The 14,065-nt window shown below is 60.9% G+C and carries 10 protein-coding genes and 1 pseudogene; 7 read left to right on the plus strand and 4 right to left on the minus strand.

From position 1 onward, the window contains the following. Positions 1 to 59 precede the first annotated feature (59 nt). Complete coding sequence (gene bioD, locus AHA_RS07500; protein WP_011705390.1) at positions 60 to 740, plus strand: dethiobiotin synthase; 681 nt, start codon at positions 60 to 62, stop codon at positions 738 to 740. 112 nt (positions 741 to 852) lie between these two features. Then, positions 853 to 1,725 carry a protease HtpX gene (gene htpX / locus AHA_RS07505; RefSeq protein ID WP_011705391.1) on the plus strand — a complete coding sequence of 291 codons (873 nt, stop codon included), beginning with the start codon at positions 853 to 855 and terminating at the stop codon, positions 1,723 to 1,725. 61 nt (positions 1,726 to 1,786) lie between these two features. On the opposite strand, the gene AHA_RS07510 is transcribed toward htpX, so the two are convergent. Continuing rightward, entirely contained in the window at positions 1,787 to 3,499 is a 1,713-nt protein-coding gene (locus tag AHA_RS07510; RefSeq protein ID WP_011705392.1) for a methyl-accepting chemotaxis protein, read from the minus strand. A gap of 222 nt (positions 3,500 to 3,721) precedes the next feature. After that, positions 3,722 to 5,536 (minus strand): MOSC N-terminal beta barrel domain-containing protein, encoded by a 1,815-nt coding sequence (locus AHA_RS07515; RefSeq protein ID WP_164927590.1) that lies wholly within the window; start codon positions 5,534 to 5,536, stop codon positions 3,722 to 3,724. 390 nt (positions 5,537 to 5,926) lie between these two features. Here AHA_RS07515 and AHA_RS07520 point away from each other — a divergent pair, with 390 nt between their 5' ends. From AHA_RS07520 to AHA_RS21755, 5 genes and pseudogenes are all read left to right on the plus strand, one after another. Then, positions 5,927 to 7,573: an NAD(P)-binding protein gene (locus AHA_RS07520; RefSeq protein ID WP_011705394.1), complete on the plus strand. Its 1,647-nt coding sequence runs from the start codon at positions 5,927 to 5,929 to the stop codon at positions 7,571 to 7,573. Continuing rightward, on the plus strand, positions 7,570 to 11,145 hold the full coding sequence (gene nifJ / locus AHA_RS07525; RefSeq protein WP_011705395.1) for a pyruvate:ferredoxin (flavodoxin) oxidoreductase: 3,576 nt from the start codon (positions 7,570 to 7,572) through the stop codon (positions 11,143 to 11,145). Before AHA_RS07520 ends, nifJ begins: the two co-directional genes overlap by 4 nt. 209 nt (positions 11,146 to 11,354) lie before the next feature. Beyond that, positions 11,355 to 11,777, plus strand: coding sequence for a hypothetical protein (locus AHA_RS07530; RefSeq protein ID WP_077392340.1), 423 nt, complete (start codon positions 11,355 to 11,357; stop codon positions 11,775 to 11,777). Between the two features lie 76 nt (positions 11,778 to 11,853). Next, on the plus strand, positions 11,854 to 12,588 hold the full coding sequence (locus tag AHA_RS07535; protein ID WP_081086124.1) for a DUF2971 domain-containing protein: 735 nt from the start codon (positions 11,854 to 11,856) through the stop codon (positions 12,586 to 12,588). 144 nt (positions 12,589 to 12,732) lie between these two features. Continuing rightward, a pseudogene (locus AHA_RS21755) lies at positions 12,733 to 12,864 on the plus strand (SDR family NAD(P)-dependent oxidoreductase); the annotation flags it as partial. Between the two features lie 101 nt (positions 12,865 to 12,965). Here AHA_RS21755 and AHA_RS07540 read toward each other — a convergent pair. Both AHA_RS07540 and AHA_RS07545 read right to left on the minus strand, forming a co-directional pair. After that, positions 12,966 to 13,181 (minus strand): YdcH family protein, encoded by a 216-nt coding sequence (locus tag AHA_RS07540; RefSeq protein ID WP_011705396.1) that lies wholly within the window; start codon positions 13,179 to 13,181, stop codon positions 12,966 to 12,968. 286 nt (positions 13,182 to 13,467) lie between these two features. Further along, entirely contained in the window at positions 13,468 to 14,058 is a 591-nt protein-coding gene (locus AHA_RS07545; RefSeq protein ID WP_011705397.1) for a hypothetical protein, read from the minus strand. Between the last annotated feature and the right edge of the window lie 7 nt (positions 14,059 to 14,065).

Genomic DNA, 14,065 nt, shown 5'->3' on the forward strand with positions numbered 1-14,065 from the left:
TGAGAAGCCGCTGCCGGCCATTGCGAGCCCGGGCAGCGGCCCCGTATTGAGGAGTCATCATGGTTAAATCCTTCTTTGTCACCGGCACCGATACCGATGTGGGCAAGACGCTGGTCGCCCGCACCCTGCTGCTGGAATTCGCCGCGCACGGTCTGCGCTGCGCCGGTTACAAACCCATCTCCGCCGGCTGTGCCCGCACCCCGGACGGGCTGCGCAATCTTGATGCCGTGCTGCTGCAGGAGGCGGCGAGCCTGCCGCTGCCCTACGATCTGGTCAATCCCTACGCCTACGAGCCGCCCATCGCGCCCCATATCGCCGCCAGCGAAGCGCGCGATGCCATTACCCTGAAGGGGTTGTCGGACGGGCTGCGCCAGATTGAACAGGCGGGGGCCGAGCTGGTGGTGGTGGAGGGGGCGGGGGGCTGGTTCCTGCCGCTCGATCGCAAACATCTGTTGTCGGACTGGGTCAAGCAGGAGAACATGCCGGTCATCATGGTGGTGGGGGCCAAACTGGGCTGCCTCAACCATGCCCTGCTCACCTTCGCCGCCATTCGCAACAACAACCTGCCGGTGGCGGGCTGGGTCATCAACCGGCTGCACGGCTCCATGAGCCACTATCAGGAAAATCTGGACACCCTGCGGGGCTTGCTGCCGGCCCCGTTTTTGGGTGAAATACCCTTTGTAAACAATCCGCTCGAGGCTGATCTGCGCGGGCGACTCGACATTTCGCCCCTGCTCTGAATCCGACATTCAGCGAACATTCATAGAAACTGTCTATTATGCGTGACAGGTGTGGCCCGACCGGCAGCGAACTGGTGACGGGCCACGCGTCCATATCTCACAAGGAGTCAATATGAAGCGAATTATGCTATTCCTGGTGACCAACCTGGCCGTCATGCTGGTGCTGGGGGTGGTACTCAATATCCTGTTCTCGGTTCTGGGGATCAACAAGTCCAGCATTTCCGGTCTGTTGGTGTTCTGCGCCGTGTTCGGTTTTGGGGGTTCCTTTATCTCCTTGCTGATGTCCAAGTGGATGGCCAAGCGCAGCTATGGCGTCCAGGTCATCGAGCAACCCCGTAACGAGACCGAGCACTGGCTGGTCAGTACCGTGGCCCGTCAGGCCCGTGAAGCGGGCATCAAGATGCCGGAAGTGGGGATCTACGACTCCCCCGAGATGAACGCCTTCGCCACCGGCGCCCGCCGTGACGACTCGCTGGTCGCCGTGTCGTCCGGTCTGCTCTACAGCATGAGCCGTGACGAGGCGGAAGCCGTGCTGGCCCACGAGGTGAGCCACGTGGCCAACGGCGACATGGTGACCCTGACCCTGATCCAGGGGGTAGTGAACACCTTCGTGATGTTCTTCGCCCGCATCGTGGCCGGCGTCATCAGCAACTTCTTCAGCTCCAATAATGATGAAGAGAGCAGCAGCACCGGTGGTTTTGCCTACATGATCACCGTGTTCGTGCTGGAGATGCTGTTCGGCGTGCTGGCCTCCATCATCGTCATGTGGTTCAGCCGTCAGCGTGAATTCCGCGCCGACGCCGGTGCCGCCAAGCTGGCCGGTCGTGACAAGATGATCGCCGCGCTCCAGCGCCTCTCCCGCGGCGCCGAGCCGCAGCTGGAAGGCTCCATGATGGCGTTCGGCATCAACGGCAAGCGTTCCATGAGCGAGCTGTTCATGAGCCACCCGCCCATCGAGCAGCGCATCGCCGCCCTGCGCGGTTAAGCGTACCGTACCAATGAAAACGGCTGCCCTCGGGCAGCCGTTTTGCTTTGTGCGCTTTGCGCTACAGCTTGAAGTGGGCCATCTCCTGGCGCAGCAGCCGTGACAGCTGCTTGAGCTTGGCCGCCTCCTGCGAGACGTGGCGGGCGGCATCCCCCGACTGCTCGGAGAGGGAGGTGATGTTGCCGACGGTGGAGACCACCTCGTTGGCGGCGGTGGACTGCTCGCGCAGGGTGTGGCTGATCTCCCCCATCAGGCCGGTCAGGTTGGCTGCGTGGTTCTGGATGCTGGCGATGGCCTCGCCGGTCTGGCTGGCCAGGCTCACCCCGCGGGAGACGTTGTTGACCGTGTTCTCCATGCTGCGGATGGAGGCATCCGCCCCGCTCTGGATCTTGCCGATCATGCCGGTGATCTGCTGGGTGGAGGCGGCCGAGCGGCTGGCGAGGTTGCGTACCTCGTCGGCCACCACCGCGAAGCCGCGCCCCTGCTCGCCGGCCCGGGCCGCCTCGATGGCGGCGTTGAGGGCCAGCAGGTTGGTCTGATCGGCGATGCCGCGGATCACCTCGATGATCTCCGAGATCTGCTGGGTATGGCTGTTGAGATCCGCGATGCTGCTGGCGGCGTTGGAGACGGTATCCGAGATGCTTTGGATGCTGTCGAGGGTCTGCTTGATGACCCCTGAGCCTTCCGCCAGGGTGTTGGCGGAGACCTTGCTCAGCTCGTCGGCGTGGGTGGCGTTGTCAGAGAGATGGCTGATGCTCACCACCAGCTCCTCGATGGCGGCCGCCATGGTCTGGGTGCTGGTCTGCTGGGAGGTGGCGAACTGGGCGGTCTGCTCCGCTATCTGGGCGATGCTGTCGGCCGAGCCGGAGAGCTCTTCGCTGGAGTGGGAGACCTGGGCGATGATCCCCTTGAGGGTGCCCTGCATGGTGGCGAGCAGGCCGATCAGGCTCTCCTTGGCACCGGCCGGCACCTTGATGGGCTGGGAGAAGTCCCCCTCGGCCAGGTGGTTGAGATCGCTTCTGAGCTGGCTGACCGAGGTGCCGACCAGGTCGAGCAGCGCCTTGTAGGTGCGCCAGAGGAAGAACATCAACACCAGGCCGAGCGCAATGAACAGGTAGCGCAACATGGCGGACTGGCTGGCGGCGTCGTCCACCGCCTGCTGGGTGCGGTGTTCCATCAGGACGTAGAAGTCGTCGATGGGTGACATGATGCGTCCCTTGTTCTGGTGATAGGCCTTGTCATGCATCATGGCGATGGCCTTTTGCTGGTTGGCGGCCAGATCGCCGTCTGTCTGCTGCACCAGCTTGAAGGCGGCCACCTCGGTGTTGACCAGGGCATCCGAGTTGTTCTTGGCCTCGTTGAGCTTGGCCAGCTCCTCCTCGGTAAAGCCGGTGTCCTTCATCAGGTCGATGAGGCCACGACGCACCTGGCTGTCGGGCCGCGGGTTCTGGCCGTTGGCGGCGACGAAGTCCCAGTAGATGCGGTTGTAGCCCTGCGGCCGGTTCTGCTCCCCGTTGCGAATGGCCAGGATCCGCATGTACTGCTGTTCGTAGGCCGGATCCTTGGTGATCACGTAGGTGCGGCCGAGGCGGGTCAGGTCGTCGGAGGATTGCCGCAGTTCATCGGCCAGCAGATAGGATTGATAGCGTTGCTGATAGCTCTGCTCGAGTTGCGTCCCTGACCAGCTGTAGGCAAAAAATACCAGCGACAGCAGGATCAGGGTGACGACGGAGAGCAGCAGGTTGAGCTGAAAGGCGGGTCTGTTCTGTTCCATGGTTTGAGCGTCCTTATTCTCACCGGATAACCCCCTTGGTCAGACGGCAAAGGCCGCTACGTCGGAGGGGTTTTGTTGTTGTTGCTGTGAGTATAGGAGCGGGGCCCGGCAAGGTTGCGGGGGTTTGGCGAAAAGGTGGAGGCGAGGGAGAGCGTACCGAAACAGGGAGAAAACGGCCGGGAGCGGGCCCCCGGCCGGTGGGGTTATCGCTGCTCGATCACCTTATTTGATGACAAGGTCGGTGAGCGGCACGGCGCAGCAGGTGAGGATCTTGCCCTCGGCCCGTTCGGCGGCGGTGATGGCCGGGGCATCGGGGTGATCCACCTCGCCCTCGAGCAGGGTCTGCTTGCAACTGCCGCAGATGCCGGCGCGGCAGCTCCAGGGCAGATCCACCCCTTGCTTGTGGGCCTGATCCAGCACGGTACCCTGATTGTTGCCGGCAAAACTCTGCTTGCCGATGCGCAGTTGCACCGCCTGGTGGGGGCGCGCCACCGAGAGGATGGCGCCGCCAAAGCTCTCCTGACGGATCCGCTCGGCGGGCACGCCAAGGGCGACCAGTCTGGCGGCCGCATCGGCCATAAAGCCGTGGGGGCCGCAGATAAACACCTCCCGTTCGGCAAGCTGCTTGACCTGTTTGAGGTGATCATCGCCGAGTCGCCCCTTGAGCCCCTGCCAGTGCGTATCGGGTTGGCTCAGGATCAGGGTGAGAGTCATCCCCTGCTGCGCCAGGGCGTGCAGTTCGCCGGCGGCGGGAATGTCCGCCTCGCTGCGGCACAGGTGCATAAAGTGCACATCGCCAAGTTCCCCGCGCAAGGCCAGAGTGCGGGCAATGGAGAGCATGGGAGTGACCCCCGAGCCTGCCGAGAGCAGCAGCAGGGAGCGCCCGGTGCCTAAATGAAACTCGCCCGCCGGCGCTGCGGCCAGCAACCGGTCACCGGGTTGCAACTGCTGGTGCAGCCAGTGGGAGATGCGACCGCCCCCCACCTTCTTGACGCTGATGCTGTAACGCTCGGGCCGCTCCGGCGTGGAGCTCAGGGTATAGCGGCGCTGCAGACGCTCGCGCCGCAGACCCAGGCCAATGTCCAGGCTGATGGGCAGATGCTGGCCCGGCAGATAGTCGGGCAGGGGCTCGCCATCGGCCGCCTCAAACCAGAAGGTCTCCAGATCCCGCGCCAGCGGCTCGCGGGCCACGCACACCAGCTCCCGTTTTTTCGGGGCCGCGTTGGGGTAGACGGGGGCGCGGGCGCGCTCCAGCACCTCTATCTCGCTGCCCGCCTCAATCCAACCCTCGTTAAGGGCCACCAGGTTCTGGCCGAAGTAGACCTCGCCATCCTCGCCGCGCCGGTAGCGGGTGAGGGTGGCCAGCGGCTCCTTGAGGGCATTGAAGCGATCCGTACCCGGCTCCACCGTGGTCATGATGCAGCGGCTGCAGGGCTTGGCGACCCGAAACTCCACCTCGCCGATGCGGATCCGCTTCCAGCCGTCCTCCTCGAAGGGGAGGGTGCCGCTCGCTACCAGGTTGGTACGAAACTGGCTCATCTGGTGCAACGCGTCGGATCTCAGGTTGAGATCCTCAAGCGAGGCCTGGCTTATCAGCAGCAGCGGATAGCCATCGGCAAAGCTGACCCGGGTGCCGGTCTTTTCCCGAAAGCGGGCGGACTCTTCACCGAGCCAGAGCAGTTGAACCGGCTCCCCCGCCACCTGGCTCAGCCACTGATCGGCTTGGGGCTGGGTCTGCAGGGCGCTGAAGCTGTCGCTCCAGACCCCGGTGGCCCGAGGCGTGCGGGAAAACTCCCGCTCTTGCAGGATGAGGGGGTCAAGGCCCGGATAGCGCAGCTGCAGACCGCCCTCGATGGGAGTGGCCACTACCTGCTGCAACTGGGGATGGGTGCGAGCGGTGATGAAGCTGCCGTCCGGTTTGACCACCATGTAGCGGCGATCCCCCTGCAGCCCCTCTTCGGTGACCAGGGCGCGGGTCAGTGGCATGCCTGCCGTCGACTTGATGGGATAGAGATGAATGCTGGCGAGCTTGGGCATGGCCGGGTCCTTGTGCTGTGGTGGTTCCAGTGCAGGAGACAAGATAACGGGAGCTGTTCCGTGCAGCAATCGTTGCAGCGGGGCGGCCTGATGCGCCCAGCCCACGGGGCCCGACAACGGCGTGGCGTTGCTTGCGGGGCGCGAGTCCGAGCGGTGACTCCAGCAGACGGGCAAGATGTTACACGGGTCACGTTGTGCACTCCATACCTCATAAAGTGCAACATTTTTTGATCCTGATCCGTCATTCGGTACACAAATCAGTCCATTATCGAGTCAGCTTCCAGTTTCTAACGCTTTCGCTTCTTCCCCCTCCGGCCACCGTCTGCCCAGGCAAAACGGTATCAAGCGCCATCGGATGGGGCCTGTCACACAAAAAGAAGAAAGCAATGTATGAGCAAACAACTGGATATGACCCCACAGCCGGATCTCTCCCAGAAAACGGGAACAGGCCCGGTCCGTACTCGGCTACCCGTTTGGCGGCCGGCCCTGCCACCTTGCAACCATGCCTGCCCGGCTGGCGAGAACATCCAGGCCTGGCTTGCCCTGGCCGAAGCGGGCCGCTTTGAGGCGGCCTGGCAACGACTGATCGAAGAAAATCCCCTGCCTGCAGTCCACGGGCGGGTCTGTTATCACCCCTGCGAAACGGCCTGCAACCGCGCTCAGGTGGATGATGCCGTCTCCATTCATGCCATCGAGCGTTTTCTCGGCGACGAGGCGCTGGCCCGTGGCTGGCAGCCTGCACCGCCCGCGCCCGCCAGCGGCAAGAAGGTGCTGGTGATCGGTGCCGGCCCCTCCGGCCTTTCTTGTGCCTGGCACCTCAACCGGCTCGGCCATCAGGTAGAGATCCGCGAGGCGGGCCCGCTTGCCGGCGGCATGCTGCGCTTTGGCATTCCCGCCTACCGCCTGCCCCGTGACATACTGGATCGGGAGGTGGCCCGCATCGTCGCTGCCGGGGTGACGCTGACTCTCAACCACAAGGTGGAAGACGTGCTCAAGGCACGCGACGAGGGGGGCTTTGACGCCGTCTTCATGGCCATCGGCGCCCATCTGGCCAAGCGGGTCGACATTCCGGCCCGCGAGGCGGGCAAGATCCTCGATGCGGTGAGCTTCCTCGAGCAGGCCAGCCTGGCGGAGGAGCAAGGCTTGCCGCCACCCAAACTGGGACGACGGGTGGCCATCTACGGTGGCGGCAACACCGCCATGGACGCGGCCCGTACCGCCCGCCGCCTCGGGGTCGAAGAGGCAATGATCATCTATCGCCGCGACCGGGACCATATGCCGGCCCACGCCTTCGAAGCCGACGAGGCCGAGGAGGAGGGGATCAAGATCAACTGGCTGCGCACCATCCGTCAGCTCGACAGCACCAATATCGAAGTGGAGGTGATGGCGCTGGATGCCGAGGGCAAGCCGGTGCCCACCGGCCAGTTCGAAACCCTCGAAGCGGACTCCCTCATTCTGGCGCTGGGTCAGGAGGTGGACTTGAGCGTGCTGGAGAGCATCCCCGGCGTGCGGGTCAACAAGGAGGGAGTGGTGCAGGTTGGCGAGAACCTGATGACGGACGTGCCGGGCCTCTTTGCCGGCGGTGACATGGTGCCCTCCGAGCGTACCGTCACCATCGCCACCGGCCACGGCAAGAAGGCGGCGCGCCATATGGATGCCTGGCTGCGCGGTCGCCTCTACCACAAACCGCTCTCCTACCCGCTGGTGGGGCCGGAGCAGTTGCAGCTCTGGTTCCAGACCCATGCCCCCGCCAGCAGCCAGCCGGTCAAACCGCCCTCGGCGCGGGACGACTTTGGCGAGATCATCGGCGGACTGGACGAGACTGCGGCCCGCTACGAGGCGGCGCGCTGCTACTCCTGCGGCAACTGCTTCGAGTGCGACGGCTGCTATGGCAGCTGCCCCGAGCAGGCCATCGCCAAGCTGGGGCCGGGTCTGGGGTATCAGGTGGATGCCGAACTCTGCACCGGTTGCGGTGCCTGCCATGACCAGTGTCCCTGCCACGCCATCGAGCTGCGCCAACCGGAGGAGTCCCAATGAAACATGAATTGATCATGGTCGACGGCAACGAAGCCGCGGCCCGGGTGGCGTATCAGCTGAGCGAAGTGTGTGCCATCTACCCCATCACCCCGAGCTCGACCATGGCCGAACTGGCCGACGCCTGGGCCGCGGAGGGGCAGACCAACCTGTGGGGCAACATCCCCACAGTCGTGGAGATGCAGAGTGAAGGGGGAGCGGCCGGCACGGTGCACGGCGCCCTGCAGGCGGGGGCGCTGGCCACCACCTTCACCGCCAGCCAGGGGCTGATGCTGATGCTGCCCAACATGTACAAGATCGCCGGTGAATTGACCTCGGCGGTGTTCCATGTGGCGGCCCGATCCTTGGCGGCGCAGGGGCTGTCGATTTTTGGCGACCATCAGGACGTGATGGCGGCGCGCAGCACCGGTTTTGCCATGCTCGCCTCCGGCTCGGTGCAGGAGGCGCAGGACCTGGCCTTGGTCGCCCACAGCGTCACCCTGCAGTGCCGGGTGCCTTTCATCCACTTCTTCGACGGCTTTCGCACCTCCCACGAGGTGAACAAGATAGTCGCGCTGCACAAAGATGAAATTCGGGCGCTGATCGACAACGACTGGGTGCGCGCCCACCGTTCGCGGGCCCTCAACCCGGATCATCCGGTGATGCGCGGCACCGCCCAGAACCCCGACACCTATTTCCAGTCCCGCGAGAGCGTCAACCCCTTCTACGAGGCGGTGCCGGCACGGGTGCAACAGTGCATGGATAGCCTCGGCGAGCTGACCGGCCGTCACTACCGGCTGGTGGAGTATCACGGCGCCCCCGATGCCACCGACGTCATCGTGTTGATGGGGTCGGGGGCGGCCACCGCCCGCACGACGGTGGATTGGCTCAACCAGCAGGATCGCAAGACCGGGGTGCTGGTCATTCGCCTCTATCGCCCTTTCCCGGTACAGGCGCTGCTCGATGCGCTGCCCGAGAGCGTGCGGCGCATGGCGGTGCTGGATCGCACCAAGGAGCCGGGCGCCGGTGGCGAGCCGCTGCTGCTGGATGTGCAGAGCGCCCTCATCGACGGCTTGCAGCGCGGCCTTATCAAGCGGCTGCCCTGGCTCAGCGGTGGCCGCTATGGCCTCTCTTCCAAGGAGTTTACCCCCGCCATGTGTGCGGCGGTATTCGAGGAGCTGGCCTGTGACGCGCCGCGCCCGCGCTTTACCGTGGGGATAGTGGACGACGTTTCCGGCCTCAGTCTGGCCTGGCACCCAATCGGCGATCTGGAGCCTGCCAGCCGGGTGCGGGCGCTCTTCTTTGGTCTCGGTGCCGACGGCACCGTGGGCGCCAACAAGAACAGCATCAAGATCATCGGCGAGCTGGAGGGGTTCCACGCCCAGGGTTACTTCGTCTACGACTCCAAGAAGTCGGGCTCGCGCACCGTCTCCCACCTGCGCTTTGGCCCCGAGCCCATCGACGCGCCCTGGCTTATCGAGCAGGCGAGCTTTATCGGTTGCCACCAGTGGGGTTTTGTCGAATCTGTGGATCTGCTGGAGTTTGCCGCCGAGGGGGCGACCCTGCTGCTCAATGCTCCCCATGAGCCCGACCGAGTCTGGGCCGAGCTGCCCGAGCGGCTGCGCGCCCGCATCCGCGCCCTCAATATCCAGCTCTATTGCATCGACGGCGATCGGGTGGCCGAGCGCAACGGCATGGGCAATCGCATCAACACCATCATGCAGACCTGCTTCTTCGCCCTGGCCGGCATCTTGCCGCGGGATGAGGCGATTGCGCTGATCAAGGAGAGCATCGAGAAGAGCTATGCCCGCAAGGGGCCCGAGGTGGTGGCGCGCAACTTCGCGGCGGTAGATGACACCCTGGCCCATCTCCATCAGGTGGCCATCCCGGCCGGTGAGGAGCAGACCAGCGATTATCCGCTGCCGCTGGCGCCGGGTGGCAGCGAGTTTGTCCAGCGCGTCACCGGCGAGATGCTGGCGGGGCGTGGCGATCGCATCCCGGTCTCCATGCTGCCGGTGGACGGCACTTACCCCACCGCCACCAGTCGCTTCGAGAAGCGCGATATCGCCCGCGAGATCCCGATTTGGCATTCGGATATCTGCATCCAGTGCGGCAACTGCGTCTTTGTCTGCCCCCACGCGGCGCTGCGGGCCAAGTTTTACCATCAGGACTGGCTGGCAACCGCCCCCGAGGCCGCCCAGTCGGTGCCTGTCACCGCCAAGGGCTTCCCCGACAGCCGCTACACCCTGCAGCTCTATCCGGAGGATTGCACCGGTTGTGGTCAGTGCGTGAAGGCCTGTCCGGTGCGGGCCGGAGCGGATGAAAACGGTGAGGGCGAGCGTGCCATCGCCATGATGGACAAGGCGCCGCATCTGGCTGGCCAGAAACAGGCGCTGCGCTGGTTCGAGAGCCTGCCCTGGCCGGCCCGCGAGCGGGTGGATTTCTCCACCGTGCGCGGCACCCAGTTCCTCGAACCCCTGTTCGAGTTCTCCGGCGCCTGCGCCGGCTGTGGCGAGACCCCCTATCTCAAGCTGCTGACCCAGCTGTTTGGCGATCGCATGCTGGTGGCCAACGCCACCGGTTGCTCCTCCATCTATGGCGGCAACCTGCCGACCACCCCCTGGGCCAAGAACGGCGAAGGAAAGGGGCCGGCCTGGTCGAACTCCCTGTTCGAGGACAACGCCGAGTTTGGCTTCGGTTTTCGTCTCACCGCCGATCAGCATCACGGTCAGGCGGTGGCAGCCTTGCAGGCGATGAAGGGGGAGATCGGGGTCGAGCTGGTGGAGACACTTGTCAGCGCCCCGCAGCGGCTGGAGTCGGAGATCCGCGCCCAGCGCACCCGGGTCGCGCAAGTGCGCGAGCGGCTGGAGGAGGTGAAATCCGGCAAGGCCCGCGAGCTGCTCTCGCTCATCGATCAGCTGGTGCGCCGCTCGGTCTGGATCATCGGCGGCGATGGCTGGGCTTATGACATCGGCTCGGCGGGGCTCGATCACGTGCTCGCCTCTGGCCGCGACGTGAACGTGCTGGTGATGGATACCGAGGTCTACTCCAACACCGGCGGCCAGATGTCGAAATCGACCCCGCTCGGTGCCGTCGCCAAGTTTGCGGCGGGGGGCAAGACGCTGGCCAAGAAGGATGTGGCGTTGCAGGCCATCTCCTACGGCAACGTCTATGTGGCCCGCATCGCCTTTGGTGCCAACCCGCAGCAGGCGCTGCAGGCCTTGCGTGAGGCCGAGGCCTATCCGGGCCCGTCGCTTATCATCGCCTACAGCCACTGCATCGCCCACGGTATCGACATGGAGTTTGGCCTGACCCAGCAAAAACGCGCCGTGGCCTCCGGTCACTGGCCGCTGATGCGCTACAACCCGGTACTGCGCAGTGCGGGGCAGAACCCCTTCAGCCTCGACAGCCTGCGCCCCTCCATTCCGCTCGCGGAATATCGCCAGGAGGAGACCCGTTATCGGGTGCTGGCCCAGAGCCATCCGGAGGAGGCCGAGCGGCTGATGCAGGTGGCACAACAAGTGGCGTGGCAGAAGTGGGCCACCTACGAGGAAATGGCCACCCGCGAGGCCAGTCATTTCCATCCGCCGGTGTGAGGATTGGGTTAACTCTGCATAAAACGAAGCGGGCCACTGGCCCGCTTTTTATCAATAGATGGGAAATGTAATGAGATTTACTCAGTCATAAATTATTTACAGTAAGAAATGATTTGTTGATTAAATAAGTTTGTCTCGGCAGGATATACAGCAATAGCTTGTTGTATGGTAAAAGTTTTTATCATAAAAAATGTAAGGAGCATCTCTAGATGATTAATGAATATGTTGCTCCCATATTTACAGTGCTTGGGGTAATTCTTGGCGGAGGCGTAAGCTATTTCACTAATACCAAGGTGAAACAGGTCGAGTTTAGACAATCAATGATTAGATATGAGCTTGAAAATCGTAGGAAACTATATAGTGATTTTCTGGCTGAGGCCAATAAATTCGCATTAATTTCAATAGAGAACAAAAGTTCATCACCTACATTTCTTCTTGATATATCCCGCTTGCTTGCTGAGATTGAGCTGGTTGGAAGTAAGGACATCCATAAACAAGCTAGGAGGATTTTAGAGTATATAGTTAATGCTCATTCAAAAGATGCAAAGAATATTGAGGCTTTACTTCTAATTCGTGCTCAATTTGTAGAGTTGGTGAAACTTGAATTTAATTCTATTGAGAAGAAAGTATAATAAACGCAGGGTATAGGTAGTTTGTACGTAACCTAAATAATCCTCTTTAGAGGAGAGAATATCAAAGGAGTATGCATTGTTGCGTCCACGCATTCTGTTTAAGTACCGTAAGTTTGATAAAGGTTGTCTCGAGCTTTTAGTTAATCGCGAGCTCTGGTTTGCTACACCAGCATCGTTGAACGATCCTTTTGAAGGTGAATCTTCGTTTTCAGAAGTGTTAGATGCTGTCTGGGATCGTTATCCATTTCCCAAAAGTGATAGAGATATTTATCATAGTAAAATCGAGAAGCAGCTTGAAAGTGTTGGGATCTGTTCATTCAGTAAAGCTAGAAAAAATCAATTGATGTGGGCACATTATGCTGATGAACATAAAGGTATATGTATCGGTTTCAAAGAGGGTTTAATTCGCCCACAAGATTCAATGATTAATTCTATTGATGTGACTTACCAAGATGAGTATCCATTCAAAGAGATAATAGAACGATTTCATTATTATGAAAAGTATGCAGGTGTAAATAATGCCGATAGCATTGCTGGTGATATATTTTATTCGGTATTAGGGACTAAATATACTAGTTGGCGCTATGAGAGAGAGCGAAGGCTTATTTCGTGGAGGTCTCAAGCTATAAAGTTTGACCCACAAGCAATTAATTCAATCTCTCTTGGTCTGAGGATGGCTGAACGTGACAAACAAACATTGCAGAAGTTTATTTCTGGTTCCGAGTGGAGGCATGTTAAATTATTCCAAGCTGTAAAATCAAAAACAAAATACGCACTGGAATTTGAGTTAATAAAAAACAATTGCAATTAGTAAATTGATTGGTTTAATGATTTTCGTATAGGTATCAAATACCGCCATCTTGGCGGTATTTGATTATCAGTAGGTTTAAGGCTTCCTTTTCCTACCAAGGCAGGTAAGCTGCGGGGCAAATAGCGTCAAGCAGGAGAAGGGACGATGACAGAACAACATTTCGCCGGGACGATCGGCATTCTGGGAGCGGGGTGGCTCGGGCTGCCGCTGGCGCGGGCCCAGCTGGCGGTTGGCAAGCAGGTAGTTATCACGGCCAGTAGCGGCGAGAGTACCGCCTGATATGGCCTGCTCAGCGTTGTCGTGAGCGGCCAACAAAAAGCCCGGCGTTGGGCCGGGCTGGCAGGATAAGTTGCTTATCCAGGTATTCGTCGAGGCGTCTATTGTGGATGTTGTTTGAGGATGTCGTAGATCTCCTCTTTCAGTTTAAGTTTCTGTTTTTTCAGATCCTTCACCTCGGAGCTGTAGTCGCTGGCATGATGCTTTTCCAACTTTCTAATCTCCACATCCAGGTCGTTGTGCAAGTCAAACTTCTTTTGGAAATGGACATCACTGCTCTTCAGTTGCGAGATGAGCTCTCTGTACTCTGGGAACATGTAATGCGGCCTCCTTGGTTTCGTTTGATTGTGCCTGCAAGACCAAACTACCGCGTCCCCCGCGAGATAAATGTGATCCGGCTCCAATTCGGGACCAATGATTTGCTGCATGGGATGGGCGATTTTTAACTGTTTGAATCACAAGCTGATAAGGCTTTTATCGGTAAGCAGAGAGTCTGAAAAGTGCAGGATGGATCACAATTGTGACGGCCGGATGACAGCTTGTGGCCGCCAGGCGGGCAGCAAAAAGGGGCGCAGGGCCCCTTCTTGGTAACAGGTGCAGCGTTTACTCTTTTTTCTTTTTCTTCTCGGGCAGCGGCTTGCCATCGCGGGCGATCACCTTGCCCACCTCGAAGCCGATCTGCGCCGCCAGCTCTTCCAGATCCGCGGCCTTGGCTTCGTTGCCGATGGCGTACTGGTAGTTGGCGATGGTGATCTTCTCGGCCACCGGGGTACCCGGGACGATCGGCTCGCGCCAGCCTTGACCTACATGGGCCACCAGGGTGCCGTTCATGATGAGCTCGCCGACGATCTCCTGGGTGGGGATGCCCTTGCCGTAGGTGAGGCCTTGCGGGTGCTTCTTGCCGACCAGCGGCTCGGTGCTTGCGGGCATCAGCTTGGTGCGGATCAGCCACTTGGGCGATTTGGTCTTGCCCACCGCCTTGCCGGTCTGGTACTCGTTGATCTTGATGGTCTTGATCATCTGGGCCATGAAGTCCTTGGTCAGCGCTTTTTGCGCTTCGCTGGTTTCATCGATGGCGATGGGGGCCACGTACCAGGTCTGGGCCGCCTGTGCCTTGGGGGCGGCGGGGGCGGTTTGCGCCATGGCGAGCGGGCTGAGCAGGATGGCCGCCAACAAGAGTCCTATCTTCTTCATTGTGATT

This window comes from Aeromonas hydrophila subsp. hydrophila ATCC 7966, assembly GCF_000014805.1.
GTDB classification, from domain to species: Bacteria; Pseudomonadota; Gammaproteobacteria; order Enterobacterales; family Aeromonadaceae; genus Aeromonas; species Aeromonas hydrophila.